Genomic DNA, 16,303 nt, shown 5'->3' on the forward strand with positions numbered 1-16,303 from the left:
TGATGAGATTCTCTCCAAGTGTAGCTCCTCAGGCCCATATATCTGGAGTTCTGCGATCAATTTTCAAACTGGATGATCGACAATCGCTTATGTGTCTTGACAGGTTCTTCCCGATTACGAAACAATGAGGGCTGAATTGTTTAAAACCAGTCCGGAAACCTCTGGAACAGTTGCTTTTCTCAACGTTTGAGAGAGCAACTTCAAGTTTCAGGATCAGTTCTAGTATAGGAGGCCTCAGTATCGAAAAAATAGGTGAAACCCGGACGAATGGTAGCTGAATTCTCTGCTACTGAATCAACACTCTTCATTCAATTCTATCGCGAAACTTGATCACCCCTTCTAAATTTTCATCTCTGAGCTTGTTCACTGAAGTAATTCAATAATTTTCAATTAGATCTGACAGGACAATTCATGCAGCCTTACAAAAAAATCGAGAGCTTTGCTGTTTGTTTTTTAGTATCAATTTTATTGGTCGGCTGCGGTTCTAAGAATCCCCTCAACCGGCAGTCGGTTTCAGGGACAGTCACATTGAATGGGCAACCAGTTAAGGCTGGTTCAATTGAGTTCCATCCCCAGGGAACGAAAGGAACAATGTCTGGGGCCGTGATCGCTGATGGAAAGTATTCGATCGCAACAGCACAAGGATTACCTCCCGGAACCTACACTGTGCGAATTTTCTCTGCCGATGAGACTGCGGAAAGAGAAGAAGTGCCAGGGGAATCCAATAAGTTGGCGGTCGAGAAAATCCCAGCGAAATACAATACGGAAAGTACTCTTAGTAAAAGCGTTGATGCGGGCAAGGATAACGTCTTTGATTTCGAAATTCTCAATGAGTAGGTCTTGTATTAAGATCTCGATATTTCGGTCCCTTTATAAAAGGTTTAAGTCATGCCTTACCGTAGACGAAAAATGGATGGGTTTACACTCATCGAATTGCTAGTGGTGATTGCAATCATAGCAATTTTAGTCGCACTGTTGCTTCCCGCGGTCCAGCAAGCTCGAGAAGCTGCACGGAGGACTCAGTGCAAAAATAACTTGAAGCAGATTGGCATTGCGATGCACAACTACCACGAGGTCAACAACGGCCTTCCGGTTGCACAGTATAGCTGTTGCTGGGGAACTTGGGTTGTGGGGATCATGCCTTACATTGAGCAGACTGCTCTTTACGATAGGTACGAAAAAAATCGAAAGTATGGGATTCCTTCAGACACAGCCCGCTATAACCATTCCGTCAATTTACCTGTTGTCCGTACTCGGATTAAGGCACTCTCTTGCCCAAGTGATATTGATAATGCACCCTTTTCAGGCATTACGAATCACAGCTATGCCGTGAATTTCGGGAATACAGGTTATGGTCAGCAGTCCACGTTAAATGGAGTCACATTTGGGGATGCTCCATTTCGAATTTCCGGGAATAACACACCAGCCAGGAATAAGCGATTCCGAGATGTGACAGACGGGACTTCATCCACGATGATGGTCGCCGAAGTGCTTCAGGGACAAGGCAGAGATTTGCGAGGTTTCCTGTGGTGGGGAGATGCTACTCAGTTCACTACATACTTACCACCGAATAGTTCAGCTCCAGATCGAATTTATTCATCTTACTACTGTAATAATCAGCCCGAGCAGAATTTGCCGTGTGCAGTTTCCACGAGTGCCAATCCGACAATGTTTGCCTCGAGAAGCAACCATGTTGGAGGAATTCAAACCGTTTTGGTTGATGGTTCAACGCGATTTGTTTCAGAGAATATTGACTTGGATCTTTGGCGCGGGTTGAGCACCGCTAGAGGAAATGAGGTGATTGGCGAGTTCTAGAGCAGTTTGCACTACCGTGTGCTCGTGAAGAAAGCATTTCTCTAGAACTGATCCTGAAACCTGAAACTGCTCTGTCAAACGTTGAGGAAAGCGGCCATTTCAGAAGTTTTCGGACTGGTTCTAGTTAAAATACTGTTCGCCGCGAGGCAGATCCTGCAAACCAATTCGAAAGATGCTCTAGATGACTATTCAGAATCGCCACGCACAGCAAAAGTGCGTGGCGATTTTTTATTGGCACAGTTCAACAACCATGAAACGCTCAGGAGTTGCCTTGTATGCGGCAGCCAGTTTTTGAAGAGTGCTCCAGCGTGTGCTGTGCTGCTTGCGTGCAAGTTTGGGGCACTCTTTAGGAAGATTTTCCAGGAGAGATTTTCGGATTACCATCGCGCGGATCTTTCGCATACGGATATTGCCATCGGCCTCACTAGTCAGACAAATGACAAACTGATCGCACGAGACCGGAAGTCCCAAGTCAGACCGAAGAGCCCCGGTTGCGAATTGTTCGGAGATTTCATTCAGCACAGCATTCAGGTAATACCAGTAGTCTTTCTCTGGCAATGGCAGAATTGGGTCTTCAAGAGTTGTCTTCTTGGCTGCTTCGATGACTGCCAGTGCCGCTTGAGAATTAGGAAAGAGCAGTTCGCAGCGAGTTTCATTCAGTGTCCGGATTTTGAGGTTTCCGTCTCGAATGATATTCAGCGAAACATTCAGGCGATCAAAGAACTCACGCTTCTCCCAGTTTTTTGCAGCACGACGTTTCCCGAACAACCAACCGACGAACATGAAGATCGCAGCTGTCACAATCTTGACCCAATGGTCCTCCAGCTTTTCAAATAATACATCCAGTAATTCGACCATCGCGGTAATCCATCATCGAGCGGCGTAACAGTTCATTGAGGCGACACAATCTATCATTTCGAAGTTCGACAGTGCGAGTCTTCTGGGAGCCTGTCTCGTGAAAAGTTTTTTACTCAGACAAGCTACGCGAAAATGATTTCAAGCAATAATTTCAGTGAGATTGCGGGAAGTCTTCGATTGAAAAAATCAGTATGAACTTTGAAATTGCTGGTCATTCTTCACGCAAAATTCATCGCAATTTACTAATCTTTTTTGTGATGTCTTCATCAATTCGTTGTCAGGTTCGTGAGCAAAACGGCGCAATATGATTGAGAACCAAATTTCAGAACATGCGAACAGAAACCACGTTGGTTCGCTGATCCTGGCAGCGACCGCAGCTTTCTGTACTTACTTCTGCATGTATGCGTTTCGAAAGCCATTCGCTGCGGGAACATACGAAGGGCAAGAGTTTCTGGGGCTTGGGCTGAAAACTGTTTTGGTGATCTCCCAGCTTGCTGGCTACATGGTCTCCAAGTTCATCGGGATTAAAGTTGTGGCAGAGATGCCCGCAAAATACCGGGCCACTTCGATTATTGGACTGATTCTGGTCGCTGAGTTAGCTTTGGTCGGATTTGCTTATGCCCCAGATCCAGTCAAGGTGGTCATGCTCTTCTTTAACGGGTTACCACTGGGCATGATCTTCGGAATCGTGCTTTCTTACCTGGAAGGACGAAAGCAAACCGAAGCACTCTCTGCGGTACTCTGTGCCAGCTTTATTATTTCATCGGGTGTCGTGAAATCGGTAGGACGCTGGCTGATTGAAGCTCGCGGTGTGAGTGAATTTCATATGCCGATGATGACCGGGGTGATCTTTCTTGTCCCGTTGCTTCTCTCTGTACTGGCCTTGCAGCTCACGCCTCCCCCTGACCAGACAGATCGAAAACTTCGTAAAGTTCGAAGTGCAATGGACCGGAGGCAACGCAATCAGTTCCTCGCGGCATATTGGCCCGGGCTGGCCTTGATGGTGCTGGTGTATGTTGCCTTAACGGTCGTTCGAACAATTCGCGATGACTTCGGTGTCGAAATCTGGCAGGCCATGGGAGTCACTGAAACACCGTCCGTTTTTGCCAGATCGGAAATGGTTGTCGGGTTATGTGTGACGGCACTGAATGGCCTCGCTGTCTGCTTTGTGAACAACGTGACGGCGATTCGAAATACCGTCGCCATGATGTGTCTTGCGTTCCTACTGGTGGCTGCATCTGCGTTTCTCCAATCCAGCAGTCAAATCTCTCCGTTTGTATTTATGGTGTTGTGCGGGGTCGGGATGTATCTTCCGTATGTGGCATTTCATACGACTGTCTTCGAACGGCTGATCGCAGCTTCGAAACATCCTTGTAACTTGGGGTTTCTCATGTACCTTGCCGATGCTATTGGTTACCTGGGGTATGCAACTCTCTTGATGGTGAAATCGAAGGTTCCAGATAGTGACCAGATTCTGCCATTCTTTCGATTTTCGATGATTTTTATGGCTGCCCTTTCTATTGTCAGCTTGATCGGGGCAGTTTTCTTCTTCAGCAAGACTCTGGAAAGCGAAGAGCTCGCCGAGATGGAAGTTCTTCCTGAACCGATTCCTCAACCAGAGTCATAATCAGAAATCGATTCGTTGAATCGCAATAGTGAAAGAGATACGTTGTTGGAATCAGGCCCGCTCGATCCCGAGTCAGAATCTTCTCTCGCTGCCATCTTTCAAGTAGCTGGTGAGCCATTAAAGCTGTTGCGGTTTCCGATCCCAACACTCGACGCGCATGAAGCTTTGGTCCGCATTGAATGTTGCACCGTTTGCGGAAGCGACTTGCACACCATCAGCGGGAAACGAAAAGAGCCGACCCCCTCAATTTTGGGGCATGAGATTCTCGGTGTCGTTGAACGTATTGGTTCTCCACCGTTATGCGATGTTTCAGGAAATTCACTCGAGGTCGGTGACCGAGTGACCTGGTCGACATGTATTTCATGCGGAGAATGTGATCGTTGTCTTTCTGGATTGCCGCAAAAGTGTTTTTCCATCGCCAAGTATGGGCATGACATCGCTGAAGGAAAATATGCACTCAGCGGAGGGCTGGCAGAATTTATTCTACTTCGCAAGGGTTCGGCAATCGTGAAGGTTGATCCCGCGCTCCCTGCGGAAGTTATCTGCCCTGTCAACTGCGCGACAGCCACTGTGACAGCGGCCTATCGGGTTGGGGGAATCATCGAAGGTCGCCGCGTCTTGATCTTCGGAGCAGGAATGCTGGGGCTGACAGCTGCCGCGTTTGCTAAGTTCAATGCTGCCGCTCATGTGACTGTTTGTGATACCAATGCAGAACGATTACAGCTTTCGGAACGATTCGGAGCTGATTCAACCATCGAATGGTGCGACGACGCCCAAGAGTTTAGCCAGCGTGCTTCTGCATGCTCCGTCGATGGGGAATTCGACCTGATTCTCGAACTCTCCGGTTCCTCGAAAGCTGTTGAAGCGGCCTGCCGATTGGGAGCCATCGGAGCCAGTGTTGTGTTGGTGGGATCAGTGATGAAGTCACCCACGGTTTCTCTTGATCCGGAAAGCATCGTTCGACGCTGGCTTTGCATCAGTGGAGTCCATAATTATGCTCCTGAGGACTTACTCACAGCAATTCAATTCCTCAGTGACTCTCATTCCAGATTTCCATTTAGTGAGTTGGTTGAAAAAATATTTTCGCTCACCGATGTGAATCAGGCGATTGAGTTTGCTCAGAACGCAAAACCGGTTCGCATTGCAATTCGGCCTGGATTCCATGGCAACACCGACAACTCATAAACTTCTGGAACTGTTCGAGAAACATGGCAACTCTCAGTATGGCGGGGAGGATGTCACTCAGCTTGATCATGCACTTCAGGCGGCGACACTTGCAGAGAAAGAAGGTGCGTCGCCTGAATTGATCGTCGCAGCCCTGCTCCACGATGTCGGGCACTTGCTCCACAATCTCCCGGAGAATGCTCCCGATCAGGGGATTGACGATCACCACGAAAGTTTGGGCTATCGATTTGCTTGTCAATTGTTTCCGGAATCTGTGACCGAACCGATCCGCATGCATGTTGTGGCGAAGCGGTATCTCTGTGCGGTCGAACCTGACTACTTCAGCACGTTGAGCCAGCCATCGGTTGTCAGTCTTGAACTGCAAGGCGGACCGATGAATGAACGTGAAGTTTCCGAATTTGAACGGAAGCCATTTGCACACGATGCCGTTCGTTTGCGACGTTGGGACGATACCGCCAAAGATCCCGCATTGAAAACACCACCACTCTCACACTTTGAAAAATACCTGAGTGAAGTCGCTCTCAAAGGAAGTGAAGAATGACACCTCAATATGATGTTGCTGTGATTGGAGGCGGGATCGTCGGCTTGGCTCATGCCTTGATGGCATCTCGACGTGGCTTGAAAGTCATTCTGTTTGAACGGAGTCCGATCGCACAAGGAGCCTCCGTTAGAAACTTTGGAATGATCTGGCCCATAGGACAACCGGCCGGCGAGCTTTACGAAGTCGCGATGAAATCTCGCGACTACTGGCTCATGCTTAGAAAAGAGGGTGTCTTGGAAGTCGAGGAATGCGGCTCGATTCATCTCGCCCATCATCAGGACGAGCTCGACTTGCTCACCGAATTCTGTGAACAAGGAACGCATGAATGCGAGATGCTTTCTCCACGGGAAGTCCTGGAGCGCTCACCACTTGCTAATCCGACTGGTTTACTCGGCGGAATGTTCAGCCCGACCGAATTGCGAGTCAATCCTCGGGTTGCCAGCGCTCAGATCGTTGATTGGTTAGTAAAAACACAAGGGGTTGAGGCTTGCTTTGAGACGCAAATTATCTCAATCGACGAAAATACAATCCAGAGTGCCGGTGGAAAACGCTGGAAGGCAGACCAAATCGTCGTTTGTAGTGGGAGTGATCTTCAAACTTTATATAGCGAGATTCTTGAAAATTCGGGACTCAAACTTTGTAAGCTGCAAATGCTCAAGTCGGTAGCCCAACCAGAGATCAAGTCTGGCACGCCACACTTGGCAAGCGGATTAACACTGCGGCACTACTCTTCATTTGAGTCTTGCCCCTCGCTTGAGAAATTGAAAAGACGTATCGCAGAGGAATCCCCTGAGCTGGACACGTTTGGAATTCATGTGATGACTTCGACGTTTCCGAGTGGAGAAACTATCCTTGGTGATTCACATGAATATGGAGATGCGATCACTCCATTTGATAAATCAGAAATCGATGAACTCATGCTGCGAGAGCTTCGTAAGGTTTTTCAACTGAAAGACTGGACGATTCAAGAACGCTGGCACGGGATTTACGCCAAGCATCCGACGTTGCCGGTCTTTGAAGCGAAAGCAGAGGATGGCGTACAAATTTTTGTTGGCCCCGGCGGGGCCGGAATGACAATGTCGTTCGGATTGGCCGATCGAGCATGGAATAACTGGACTGGAGTGGAGAAACAGAATGCCTAAGAAGCTGAAACATCTCAATGCAATCGTATTTGACTGGGCAGGGACAACTGTGGACCACGGGAGCTGTGCTCCGGCGATTGTGTTTCAGGAAATTTTTCGCCAACGTGGAGTGACGGTGACAGCCGCTCAGGCTCGCGAGCCGATGGGAATGGCCAAGCGGGCACACATCGCCACGGTCGTTGCCATGCCTAGCGTTGCCAAATCCTGGGAAGAAAAATATGGCAGCCCTTGCAGCGACGCTGATATCGACGCGATGTATGCAGATTTTCTCCCGTTGCAAAAGAAGACGCTCAAAGATCACAGTCAACTCATTCCCGGTGTAGCAGAGGCCATTCAGGAGTGCCGCGCCCTCGGCTTGAAGATTGGTTCGTCGACGGGATACACACATGAGTTGATGGAATCTGTCACAGTTGCGGCGAAGGAGCAAGGATACGAACCCGATTGCCTTGTCTGTTCGGAAGATGCCCCCGCTGGCCGTCCTGCCCCGTATCTTCTCTACGAGATTTCGAAGCAACTGGAGGTCTATCCGTTGTGGTCGATGATCAAAGTGGATGACACGCCAGTCGGAATCGAAGCGGGGCGCAATGCTGGGTGTTGGACAGTCGCAATCACTCGAACCGGAAATTGTGTCGGACTCAGCGAGCAGGAAGTCGAAGCGATTTCACCAGCAGAACTTCAAGAGAAGTGTCAGGCTGCCGAAGAACGTTTTCATGCAGCGGGTGCGCACATTATCATTGAGTCAGTTGCGGATATCGTCGAAGTCGTTCACGAAATCGAAGCACGCATGGAGCGAGGAGAAATGCCGATCTGACCTTTCGACTCGTGGTCATTCAGGTTTGTCAGGACGTTACTCAAAAAATCAGGACTCTCAATGAAGCCTTTCACCATTTCCATGTCGGTCATCCTTTTTCTCGTTCATATGCCTCTGCAAGCTGAGGAGCAAATTGGCGTTGGCGCACAGGCTCCCGAAGGTGCAGAAGTTCTCTTCGATGGAAGTCGAGAAATGCTCGATGAGAAATGGACGTATTGGAAGGGGCCACGATTTGCCTCTTCGTTGCCAATCAAATGGAAAATTGTTGACGATCCCGTTGATGACGGAACGGTTCTGATGACAGACGACCCGGTCGCTGCTGGCGGGAAGTACGGAACTGCTGACATCGTTACGAAGAAAAAATTTCGAGACTTTCGAGCCCACGTTGAGTTTCTGATTATGAAACCGGGAGGCAACAGTGGAGTCTATTTGCAGAATCGCTATGAGATTCAAATTCTGGATGGCGACAAAACAAAGCATGGATTGGGGGCGGTGATTAATGAAACCGAATCACCCTACGACGCATACAACGGTCTCAAAAAATGGAATTCTTACGACATCATCTTCCGCGCAGCTCGATTCGAAAATGGGAAGCGATCTGAAAAAGCGATGGTCACAATGTACTTCAACGGGAAGAAGGTACACGTGAACCAGGAAATCAATCAGGTTTGGGGCGGACCGAATTCCGGAATCGATGGTGGCAACGACGGTGGACGTGGAATAACTGACGTCCCCGGTGGTCTGAAGCTACAGTGTGAAGGCCACGATGTTCGCTATCGAAACATCTGGATCAAAGAGCTGGATTTAAAATCAGCAGAGACTGACCTCGATGTCGAATAAAATAGATTCGTGATTCAGTTTCGAATGAGATTTGGTGAGGGATGAAGAACGTCGAGACTAACAGAGGATTTGACTTAGTCTTTGGCTTCGTTCAAGAGCGACTCCAATTGATGAGTCGCATCTTCGGTCACGGGATAGATGAGCGGCTTCCCGCGGACTTTTGTTGGAGTCGCGTAGTAGACGTTTTCGATCTTCACGACCGGAACGAGATATTTCACACCGGGACTCGCTGAGAGTTCCATGACATTGTGAAATCGAAGTGAGTCTTGATCTATGTTTTCGGGCCAGGACTTCTCGATCGTGAACTTTTTGAGTCCATCGTTAAATTGTCCTTGGACAATTAAGTCAGAGTTTTGAACCTGAAAACGGTTCAGAGTCGTTGGGTTCGCTGTGGTGAGCGTCATCCATAACAAAATAGAGAGCCAGATTGCTCCTATAAGAATCGCGATCGTCAGCCGGGAAGACGGAGGGCGAACCTGTGGTCGATCACTCGCTGGCACAAACGGACTCCGTCAGTCGTTGGGTATTTCGTTGAGTTCAATTCTCGCATTCAATCATCACAGACTGAATACACTACAGAGTCTGAGGGGACTTCTCAGAGCAGTTCGCTCGTCCATGTGTCCGTGAAGAACACGTTCTCCAGCGAAATGATTGTTCGCCACGAGGCTGAACGCTAACACAAAAACATCAATTCGATGAATGCTGGAGAATCGATCCAAGAATCTAAATTGAGCTCTCAAGCACTGAGAAAAATAACCATTCCGGAATTTTCAGGACTGGTTCAAACCTGAATCGGTTCGATGGACTCACCGTGAAAGTACACGATGAGTCATCTTGGCAATGAGTTGTTACTCCGGGTAATTACTCTGAATCTTCACTCTTTGGGGCAACAATCTTGTAGTTGTGATCAAAGGCGTCTTCGAAGTCATAGACATCGAAGAAGTCACTCAACTGGTCTCGATCTGTTTTTCGCATTTCTCCTCGCTCAATCATGTCGAAGACAATGCGTCCGAAATCGCCAGTGCTGTGAACTCCCCAATGGGCAAAGACATGACTTGTCAAAAGTCCATATCGAAGGATTCCCAACTCACGCACACCGTGCATGAGTTCCTGACCTGTAATATGAGCGTCCTCTTCATCGTTGAGTGAAGAACTGCGGTCCAATTTATTTTGGGTATGATGCAGCGCTTCGTAGATAAAGCGGTACGCGTCCTGATGGTATTTCGTTTCTAAGGGGGCAGTTGGGCTTGGCAGACTCATTGAGCCACTCCGTCTCTTGAAACACCGATTGGCGGGGATGATTGTGACAGTGGGGAAATGAATATCATCATGTTCTGAGGATACTCTGTACTAACTATACTACGTGTGGTGCAATTGAGGAAAGGTCTTCCGTGGAATTGTTCTCTCTCATTCGGCAGATTTCGCATCCTCGGGAGGCGTCTTTTCTTCTGACGATGTTTTTTGTGAACCACCGCTAATCACGGTAATAATATCGGCAGAATCGACAAGAATTCTACGGTGGTCTTCGAATGAGACAAGAATCTTTTGTGCAAGAATTTCCTGTGCGATCACTTTCCCTTTGCCTTGTTTCGTGAGAACCATTTTGCCGATCTTGGGAAGTTCTCGACGATACGATTCGTAAGTGTCGTATTCGTACCGCAGGCAGCACTTCAGTCGTCCGCAGCGCCCTGAGATTTTATTTGGGTCCAGCGAAGCTTTTTGCATTTTCGCCATTTTCATTGAAACCGGTGGCATCTCGGTGAGATGCGTATTACAGCAGACAGGCTTCCCGCAATCCCCGTAATCTGCCATGAGTTTGGCTTCGTCCCGAATTCCAATTTGCCTCATCTCGATGCGCGTATTGAATTTTTGGGCAAGTGTTTTCACCAACTCGCGGAAATCGACTCTCGATTCAGACAGGAAATAGAAAATTACCCGTTCGCCGCCGAACAGTCGTTCCACATCGACCAGTTGCATCGGCACTTTCATTTCTGCGATGGTCTCTTTTCCACTCAGGAAAGATTCTTGCTCGCGAGCCCAACCTTCTGTGCGAGTCTTTTCGTCTTCCTGGCCAGCGACTCTCAGAATCTTTCCACTTGCGTCTTCTTTGCCAAGATACTCCTTTGTTCGCTCGTTGGCAGAGCAAAGGATTTCTCCCCATTCAGTTCCGCGATGGCTGCGAACAACCACCTGATTGCCACGTTGGAATTTTTGCGGTCCTTTGGCACTAAACTCACCCAGGAATCGCATTGTTCCGTAACGCACGACATATTTGTTTGCCATAATTCACTCCAGAGTTCAGAATCAACAGAATTGGCGGGACTTCTTCGCTTTAACAAAGCTGATCAAGTGAGCGTCAATCGTGTGAATGACAGTGGTCTGATAGCTTTGTGAACGATCCCTCGTCATCCAGCTGCTAAGTGTGGAAAAGCAGCCTTGAGGTCGAGTGTGTCACCATTTTCTTTCTGGAGTTCAAGCAACGACTGAAAGAGCTTAAGAGACGTTGCTTGCGTGTCTGGATTGTCGAAAAGATCATCAAGTTCGTTCGGATCTTCCGCGACATGGTACAGACGGGCTTTACTGATTCTTGGATACAGGATCAATTTGTATCCATCCTGTTTGACCATGCGTTGAAGGTCAATATAGCCGCCATAAATCGCAGGGTAATACGTCTTGTTTCGTTCACCGCTGAGAATCGGCAGGAGGCTATGGAAGTCCACATGCTTCGGCTTTTTGAGATCTGCAAGTTCCAGAGTCGTTGGCATCACATCCTGTAAGTAAATCGATGTGTCAATCTTTTTGCCTTTGGGGACACCTGGGCCGACCACCATGAATGGAACTCGAATACTGTGGTCGTACATATTTTGTTTGCCGATCATTCCATGATGACCAACGGCCAGTCCGTGATCAGCAGTGAAGAAGATCCAGGTGTTGTTCCGTTTGCCCGATTTCTCCAGCCCATCCAGGATACGACCAATCTGGTGATCCATGTGGGTAATGATTGCGTAATACTCCTGTCGGTTCACTCGCACGGAATATTCGGTTCTGGGAAAAGGGGCGAGTTTTTCATCGCGCTGATTCTTCCCGAGACCGATCTCATTGTGATATGGGTACAGCGGCTGAAAACTTGTCGGGACTTTGATTTTGTCTTCAGGGTACATGTCGACATATTTTTTAGGCGACTGCCTGGGATCATGCGGAGCATTAAAGGCGATGTACATGAAGAAAGGAGAGTCTTGCGCCTTGGCATCTTCGAAGAACGAAAGCGCATCATCGGCGACGACAGTGCTCCAGTGCTTTCCTCCCTCCCAGAATCCCCCAAATTTTTTGTCATACGGGCTCCACTTGTCTGGTTGTCCTTCAACCGGACGGCTGTAGCCTGCTTCAGTCTGTTTAGGCATTCCACCACGGATGTGGTCAGCGATGTCGAACGTTTTCGCAGCGTCGTATTTCACGTGCCACTTGCCGGTCATGTAGGTCCGGTATCCTGCGGACTTCATGTGCTCCGCCCAGAACCGGCCATTCTCAACTTCTGCTTTGAGATCGGCATTCACTTTGTTCGCATGCCAGATGTAGCGACCGGTGTTGATCATCGTTCGGGAGGCAACGCAAATCGCACCGTTCCATCCACCCATGTTGTAACACTGGGTAAAGGTTGTCCCCTCCGACACAAGTCGATCAAGGTTTGGGGTGCGAATCTCGTCATTTCCAAGTGCATGAATTGTGTCGTAGCACTGGTCGTCTGCAAAGATGAACAGGATATTCGGCTTCTCAGCTGCGAAGGCAGAACTCGAAATGGAGAGCACGATCACTGCAAAGATATGGAAAAGACTTTGTTTCATCAGGATAGATTTCTGTTCGCTTTTGGGAAATCAACGATTTCGAGCATGATATCACGCTTTTGGTTCTCGCCTGTAGACTTGCAGACTACTATTCTCACAAATCGAAGGCTAGGCAACTTCCGAAAGAACTGACCCGGAAGGCTGAATTGAGCCTTTTCTGCTTTGAACATTGAGAGCCTGACCAGACGATCTCGGTCTCTGGGAACGGCTCAGATGATACCCCTTACTTGAGTTTGCATGAATGATGTCGACTGTGTGTCTTTTTGATATTGATGGAACATTACTCAACTCCGGTGGAGCGGGGCAACATGCGATGGAGCAGGCGCTTCTGGACGTTTTCGGGGTGACAGGTCCGTACGAGGACATTCGCGCTGCTGGACGGACCGATAAAGCGATCACCACGGATCTCTTCAATCACCACAAGATTGAGCTCTCCGAGGAGAATTGGAACAGCTTCCTTGAATCGTACGTGGCTCATCTTCCAAATTCATTGGCAACTCAAAAGGGGAGCGTGCTCCCCGGAATCGTGGACATACTGAATCGGCTAAGCGAAGACGAATCGGTATCGCTCGGTCTGTTGACGGGAAATCTTCGGGTTGGTGCGGACGTGAAATTGCAACATTACAAACTGGATCATCATTTCAAGTTCGGCGGCTTTGGAGATGTGCATCACGACCGGGATGACGTCGCTCGATTTGCACTCCAGGAGGCGATCCGGCATTTGGACTGTGACGTCCCCGGAGAAACTGTCTGGGTAATCGGAGATACTCCTTCTGACGTCACCTGTGGACGCGCCATCGGAGCACGTACGATTGCGGTTGCTACAGGCATCTATGATGCGAAAGTTCTTAAAGACGCAAAACCCGATTATCTGTTTGACGACTTCTCTGATGTTACGACGGTCGTTGATTGCCTGATGGGACTGGCGAACTCTGCCGAGTAACCACCCTTAAGTAAAACTCTCAAGTCGGAAGCACCCAAAGAAGGAACCAAGAATGTCCCCCGGCGTTGCATTTATGCTCACTGCTGCAATCGCATATTTGATCGGAGCGATTCCGTTCAGTTTGTTGATCGCTAAATTTGTTCGCGGGATCGACTTACGCGAGCAAGGAAGCGGCAACGTCGGTGCGACAAATGTTGCCAGAACGATGGGGGCTAAGTGGGGAGTGCTTGCGCTATTTTGCGATGCCACCAAAGGCATGGTTTCGGTCGGGCTGATTCCATTGCTCCTTCCGGTTGATGAAACATTGATCATTCATCAACAGGTTCTGGGAGCAATCTTCGCGGTCCTCGGGCACATGTTTTCGATTTGGCTTGGAATGCGGGGCGGGAAAGGTGTTGCGACGGCATTGGGGGCAGTTGTGATTCTCTCTCCCTGGACAACACTCATTGCCTTTATTGCATTTGTGATTGTGTTCGTTCCGACAAAACTTGTCTCATTGGCATCGATGCTCGCAGCGGTCACCTATGCGGTGACGCAAATTGTGCGATATCAATCTGAACTCTTCTCCGAACGACTCTGGAGCTTGGCTGTCTTCAGTATTGGGGTTCCTTGCCTGATCATCTTTCAACATCGAGCAAATGTCGTCCGGTTACTCAATGGATCAGAATCGAAACTGACCTTAGGAAAGAAAAAAACGGCCCCTGCTCCACAGGATGCGACGAGCAAGTCAACTCACGAATGACGATGCTCTCCGTACTCGATTATGCATTCATATGAGGCGTCGCTATGGAGGGAGATGAGGGGAAATTTGAATAGAGTTCCCCGTGACCAGAGACCGGACGCCTGCTTCTGTCGGTGAGGTTCTTGAACTCACTTTTTTCTGCGTCTCTTCTGTGTTAGATTCCTTGCTCCAATCCACCAACAGAGTCAAATTCTAGAACACTTTCGTGTTTCTTGTGTCCGCGAATTGAGCGTCTTGTCAGGTGATTGGCTGTGTGCCACGAGACAGGACTGCGACACCTTTATCAAAACCGCTCAAGAGAGCAGTTTGCTCGACCGTGTGCCCGTGAAGAACTCATTTCTCCAATGAAAATAATGTTCGCCACGAGGCAGAACCCGAAAACCAATTCGAAAGATGCTCCATGTTTATTGTCACTGTCAATTTCAAAGCCAAGCCAGACAAAATCGAAGAGTTCCGCGAAGCGATTCTCTTTCAGGCAAAAAGTTCTCGGGACAACGAGGCGGGCTGTCAACAGTTTGATGTTGTCATTTCGCAAGACGACCCGTCCCGCTTTTTTGTCTATGAAATTTACGACGATGCAGCTGCGTTTGAAGTTCACAAGAACAGCCCGCACTCAGCGATCACCGGCGAAAGAGTTCCAGATTTGATCGAAGAGCGTGATCTTCAAATTTGGACCAAGATTGACGGGTGAGTCGTCCCATCGGGCGCGGTCGCTCGTTTGGAGTCAGCTGTTTTAGTGAATCAGCCAGTCTTTCCCATCTACGATGGAGGTCGCGAAGACGATTTCCATCGTAGAAAACTATCGTGCGTCATCTTGCAGGCTGTAATCGTCGATCTTTTTATGTAGCGTGTTTCGATTGATTCCCAGCTTCGTAGCGGTTTTTGTTTGGGTTCCCTGACAGCTCCTCAGCACCTGGAGGATCAACTCTCTCTCCACGAGCCCCATAACCGCTTCGTGACACTTTCCATCTTCTGCGACTTCGCTGAGTCCACGTTCGACGAGTTCAGCACAAAGTGATTGCAGTTCCGATCGCTCGATACGCCCCAGGCGAATTGGAGCTTCTCCGCGGACATGAGAGGGAAGCAAATCAGCGGTCAGTTCATCGCCATCTGCTAGAACAATCGCGCGTTCGATGTAGTTTTGCAACTCGCGAACGTTCCCGGGCCATAGGTAAGACTTGAGAAAATCGAGTGCGTCCTGAGAGACCATTCTGATGATACGCTGATTCTCGATTGCGTACCTGTTCACAAAAAATTGAACAAGTTCAGGGATGTCTTCCCGGCGTTCACGAAGCGGGGGAACATAGAGCGGAAGCACGTTCAATCGGTAATATAAATCTTCTCGAAACCCATCGGTTTCGACCATCTCAGCCAAGTCCCGATTTGTTGCAGCGATCACTCGGCAGTCAACGGTCACGGTTTTGGTGTCACCGACTCGCTCAAATTCGTGCTCTTGCAGCACCCGCAAAAGTTTCACTTGAAGCGTCGGGCTGACAGAGTTGATCTCGTCAAGGAAAATGGTTCCTCCGTGTGCGGCTTCGAAACGACCTGTGCGGTTTTCAATGGCGTTGGTGAACGCCCCTTTGACATGTCCGAAAAGTTCGCTTTCCAGCAAGCTTTCACTCAATGCTCCGCAGTTGACGCGAATGAACGGACCGGTTGCACGCGGACTGAGATCATGAACAGAACGGGCTGCGAGTTCTTTCCCTGTTCCAGTTTCGCCAAGGAGTAAAACCGTTGCTGAGCTGTTCGCGATCTTACGCAAGTGGCGAAAGAGCTCGCGCATCCGCTCGCTTGCTCCAATGAAGCCGTCGAACGGTGGGGAATCCAATTGTTTTGAATCCATGAATACGAATCGTGCAGAAAAAGGCAGACAAATACCAAGCTGCCTAGATTGTATGCAGATTTCTGCAGATGCGAAGCTTTGAAGGGGAAAGTCTCACAAAAAATAAATGAA

Annotated in this window: 17 protein-coding genes; 11 read left to right on the top strand and 6 right to left on the bottom strand. The window is 48.9% G+C overall.

The window, feature by feature from the left end; all coding sequences use genetic code 11:
* Positions 1 to 411: 411 nt before the first annotated feature.
* Together Mal48_RS07775 and Mal48_RS07780 are read left to right on the top strand one after the other, a co-directional pair.
* Complete coding sequence (locus Mal48_RS07775) at positions 412 to 837, top strand: carboxypeptidase-like regulatory domain-containing protein (protein WP_145197702.1); 426 nt, start codon at positions 412 to 414, stop codon at positions 835 to 837.
* A gap of 51 nt (positions 838 to 888) precedes the next feature.
* Positions 889 to 1,815, top strand: coding sequence for a DUF1559 domain-containing protein (locus Mal48_RS07780; protein ID WP_145197704.1), 927 nt, complete (start codon positions 889 to 891; stop codon positions 1,813 to 1,815).
* A gap of 228 nt (positions 1,816 to 2,043) precedes the next feature.
* On the opposite strand, the gene Mal48_RS07785 is transcribed toward Mal48_RS07780, so the two are convergent.
* Positions 2,044 to 2,673 (bottom strand): hypothetical protein, encoded by a 630-nt coding sequence (locus Mal48_RS07785; protein WP_145197706.1) that lies wholly within the window; start codon positions 2,671 to 2,673, stop codon positions 2,044 to 2,046.
* 304 nt (positions 2,674 to 2,977) lie between these two features.
* On the opposite strand from Mal48_RS07785, the gene Mal48_RS07790 reads away from it, so the two are divergent.
* The 6 genes from Mal48_RS07790 (at position 2,978) to Mal48_RS07815 (ending at position 8,819) form a co-directional block, all read left to right on the top strand.
* Positions 2,978 to 4,300, top strand: coding sequence for a DUF5690 family protein (locus Mal48_RS07790; RefSeq protein ID WP_145197707.1), 1,323 nt, complete (start codon positions 2,978 to 2,980; stop codon positions 4,298 to 4,300).
* Between the two features lie 15 nt (positions 4,301 to 4,315).
* Positions 4,316 to 5,485, top strand: a complete 1,170-nt coding sequence (locus tag Mal48_RS07795; RefSeq protein ID WP_231739950.1) for a zinc-binding dehydrogenase — start codon at positions 4,316 to 4,318, stop codon at positions 5,483 to 5,485.
* Entirely contained in the window at positions 5,463 to 6,026 is a 564-nt protein-coding gene (locus Mal48_RS07800) for a phosphonate degradation HD-domain oxygenase (RefSeq protein WP_145197712.1), read from the top strand. Before Mal48_RS07795 ends, Mal48_RS07800 begins: the two co-directional genes overlap by 23 nt.
* Positions 6,023 to 7,168 carry a TIGR03364 family FAD-dependent oxidoreductase gene (locus Mal48_RS07805; RefSeq protein WP_145197714.1) on the top strand — a complete coding sequence of 382 codons (1,146 nt, stop codon included), beginning with the start codon at positions 6,023 to 6,025 and terminating at the stop codon, positions 7,166 to 7,168. Before Mal48_RS07800 ends, Mal48_RS07805 begins: the two co-directional genes overlap by 4 nt.
* Positions 7,161 to 7,979, top strand: coding sequence for a phosphonoacetaldehyde hydrolase (gene phnX, locus Mal48_RS07810; RefSeq protein WP_145197716.1), 819 nt, complete (start codon positions 7,161 to 7,163; stop codon positions 7,977 to 7,979). The genes Mal48_RS07805 and phnX overlap by 8 nt, the downstream gene beginning before the upstream one ends.
* An 81-nt stretch (positions 7,980 to 8,060) precedes the next feature.
* On the top strand, positions 8,061 to 8,819 hold the full coding sequence (locus tag Mal48_RS07815; RefSeq protein ID WP_391601808.1) for a 3-keto-disaccharide hydrolase: 759 nt from the start codon (positions 8,061 to 8,063) through the stop codon (positions 8,817 to 8,819).
* A 74-nt stretch (positions 8,820 to 8,893) separates the two neighbouring features.
* Here Mal48_RS07815 and Mal48_RS07820 read toward each other — a convergent pair whose 3' ends face one another.
* The 4 genes from Mal48_RS07820 to Mal48_RS07835 all read right to left on the bottom strand — a co-directional run bounded on the left by Mal48_RS07820 (position 8,894) and on the right by Mal48_RS07835 (position 12,661).
* Complete coding sequence (locus Mal48_RS07820) at positions 8,894 to 9,319, bottom strand: hypothetical protein (RefSeq protein ID WP_145197720.1); 426 nt, start codon at positions 9,317 to 9,319, stop codon at positions 8,894 to 8,896.
* Between the two features lie 361 nt (positions 9,320 to 9,680).
* Positions 9,681 to 10,079, bottom strand: a complete 399-nt coding sequence (locus Mal48_RS07825; RefSeq protein WP_145197722.1) for a Minf_1886 family protein — start codon at positions 10,077 to 10,079, stop codon at positions 9,681 to 9,683.
* Between the two features lie 147 nt (positions 10,080 to 10,226).
* Positions 10,227 to 11,102 carry a PSP1 domain-containing protein gene (locus Mal48_RS07830; RefSeq protein ID WP_145197724.1) on the bottom strand — a complete coding sequence of 292 codons (876 nt, stop codon included), beginning with the start codon at positions 11,100 to 11,102 and terminating at the stop codon, positions 10,227 to 10,229.
* Positions 11,103 to 11,224: 122 nt separating this feature from the next.
* Positions 11,225 to 12,661, bottom strand: a complete 1,437-nt coding sequence (locus Mal48_RS07835) for a sulfatase-like hydrolase/transferase (protein ID WP_145197726.1) — start codon at positions 12,659 to 12,661, stop codon at positions 11,225 to 11,227.
* A 241-nt stretch (positions 12,662 to 12,902) separates the two neighbouring features.
* Between Mal48_RS07835 and Mal48_RS07840 the strand changes: the two genes are divergently transcribed.
* From Mal48_RS07840 to Mal48_RS07850, 3 genes are all read left to right on the top strand, one after another.
* Positions 12,903 to 13,604 (top strand): HAD family hydrolase, encoded by a 702-nt coding sequence (locus Mal48_RS07840; RefSeq protein ID WP_145197728.1) that lies wholly within the window; start codon positions 12,903 to 12,905, stop codon positions 13,602 to 13,604.
* Between the two features lie 52 nt (positions 13,605 to 13,656).
* Entirely contained in the window at positions 13,657 to 14,346 is a 690-nt protein-coding gene (gene plsY, locus Mal48_RS07845) for a glycerol-3-phosphate 1-O-acyltransferase PlsY (protein ID WP_145197730.1), read from the top strand.
* Between the two features lie 400 nt (positions 14,347 to 14,746).
* Positions 14,747 to 15,037, top strand: coding sequence for a putative quinol monooxygenase (locus Mal48_RS07850; protein WP_145197732.1), 291 nt, complete (start codon positions 14,747 to 14,749; stop codon positions 15,035 to 15,037).
* 108 nt (positions 15,038 to 15,145) lie between these two features.
* Here the strand turns inward: Mal48_RS07850 and Mal48_RS07855 are convergent, their stop codons facing one another.
* A complete protein-coding gene (locus tag Mal48_RS07855; protein WP_145197734.1) occupies positions 15,146 to 16,192 on the bottom strand; it encodes a sigma-54 interaction domain-containing protein in 1,047 nt (348 codons plus the stop codon).
* Between the last annotated feature and the right edge of the window lie 111 nt (positions 16,193 to 16,303).

It is taken from the genome of Thalassoglobus polymorphus, from assembly GCF_007744255.1.
GTDB lineage: Bacteria > Planctomycetota > Planctomycetia > Planctomycetales > Planctomycetaceae > Thalassoglobus > Thalassoglobus polymorphus.

Coding starts and splice junctions, on each gene's coding strand:
- Mal48_RS07775 (WP_145197702.1), top strand. CDS start 412: ATGCAGCCTTACAAAAAAATCGAGAGCTTTGCTGTTTGTTTTTTAGTA.
- Mal48_RS07780 (WP_145197704.1), top strand. CDS start 889: ATGCCTTACCGTAGACGAAAAATGGATGGGTTTACACTCATCGAATTG.
- Mal48_RS07785 (WP_145197706.1), bottom strand. CDS start 2,673: ATGGTCGAATTACTGGATGTATTATTTGAAAAGCTGGAGGACCATTGG.
- Mal48_RS07790 (WP_145197707.1), top strand. CDS start 2,978: ATGATTGAGAACCAAATTTCAGAACATGCGAACAGAAACCACGTTGGT.
- Mal48_RS07800 (WP_145197712.1), top strand. CDS start 5,463: ATGGCAACACCGACAACTCATAAACTTCTGGAACTGTTCGAGAAACAT.
- Mal48_RS07805 (WP_145197714.1), top strand. CDS start 6,023: ATGACACCTCAATATGATGTTGCTGTGATTGGAGGCGGGATCGTCGGC.
- phnX (WP_145197716.1), top strand. CDS start 7,161: ATGCCTAAGAAGCTGAAACATCTCAATGCAATCGTATTTGACTGGGCA.
- Mal48_RS07815 (WP_391601808.1), top strand. CDS start 8,061: ATGTCGGTCATCCTTTTTCTCGTTCATATGCCTCTGCAAGCTGAGGAG.
- Mal48_RS07825 (WP_145197722.1), bottom strand. CDS start 10,079: ATGAGTCTGCCAAGCCCAACTGCCCCCTTAGAAACGAAATACCATCAG.
- Mal48_RS07830 (WP_145197724.1), bottom strand. CDS start 11,102: ATGGCAAACAAATATGTCGTGCGTTACGGAACAATGCGATTCCTGGGT.
- Mal48_RS07835 (WP_145197726.1), bottom strand. CDS start 12,661: ATGAAACAAAGTCTTTTCCATATCTTTGCAGTGATCGTGCTCTCCATT.
- Mal48_RS07840 (WP_145197728.1), top strand. CDS start 12,903: ATGATGTCGACTGTGTGTCTTTTTGATATTGATGGAACATTACTCAAC.
- plsY (WP_145197730.1), top strand. CDS start 13,657: ATGTCCCCCGGCGTTGCATTTATGCTCACTGCTGCAATCGCATATTTG.
- Mal48_RS07850 (WP_145197732.1), top strand. CDS start 14,747: ATGTTTATTGTCACTGTCAATTTCAAAGCCAAGCCAGACAAAATCGAA.
- Mal48_RS07855 (WP_145197734.1), bottom strand. CDS start 16,192: ATGGATTCAAAACAATTGGATTCCCCACCGTTCGACGGCTTCATTGGA.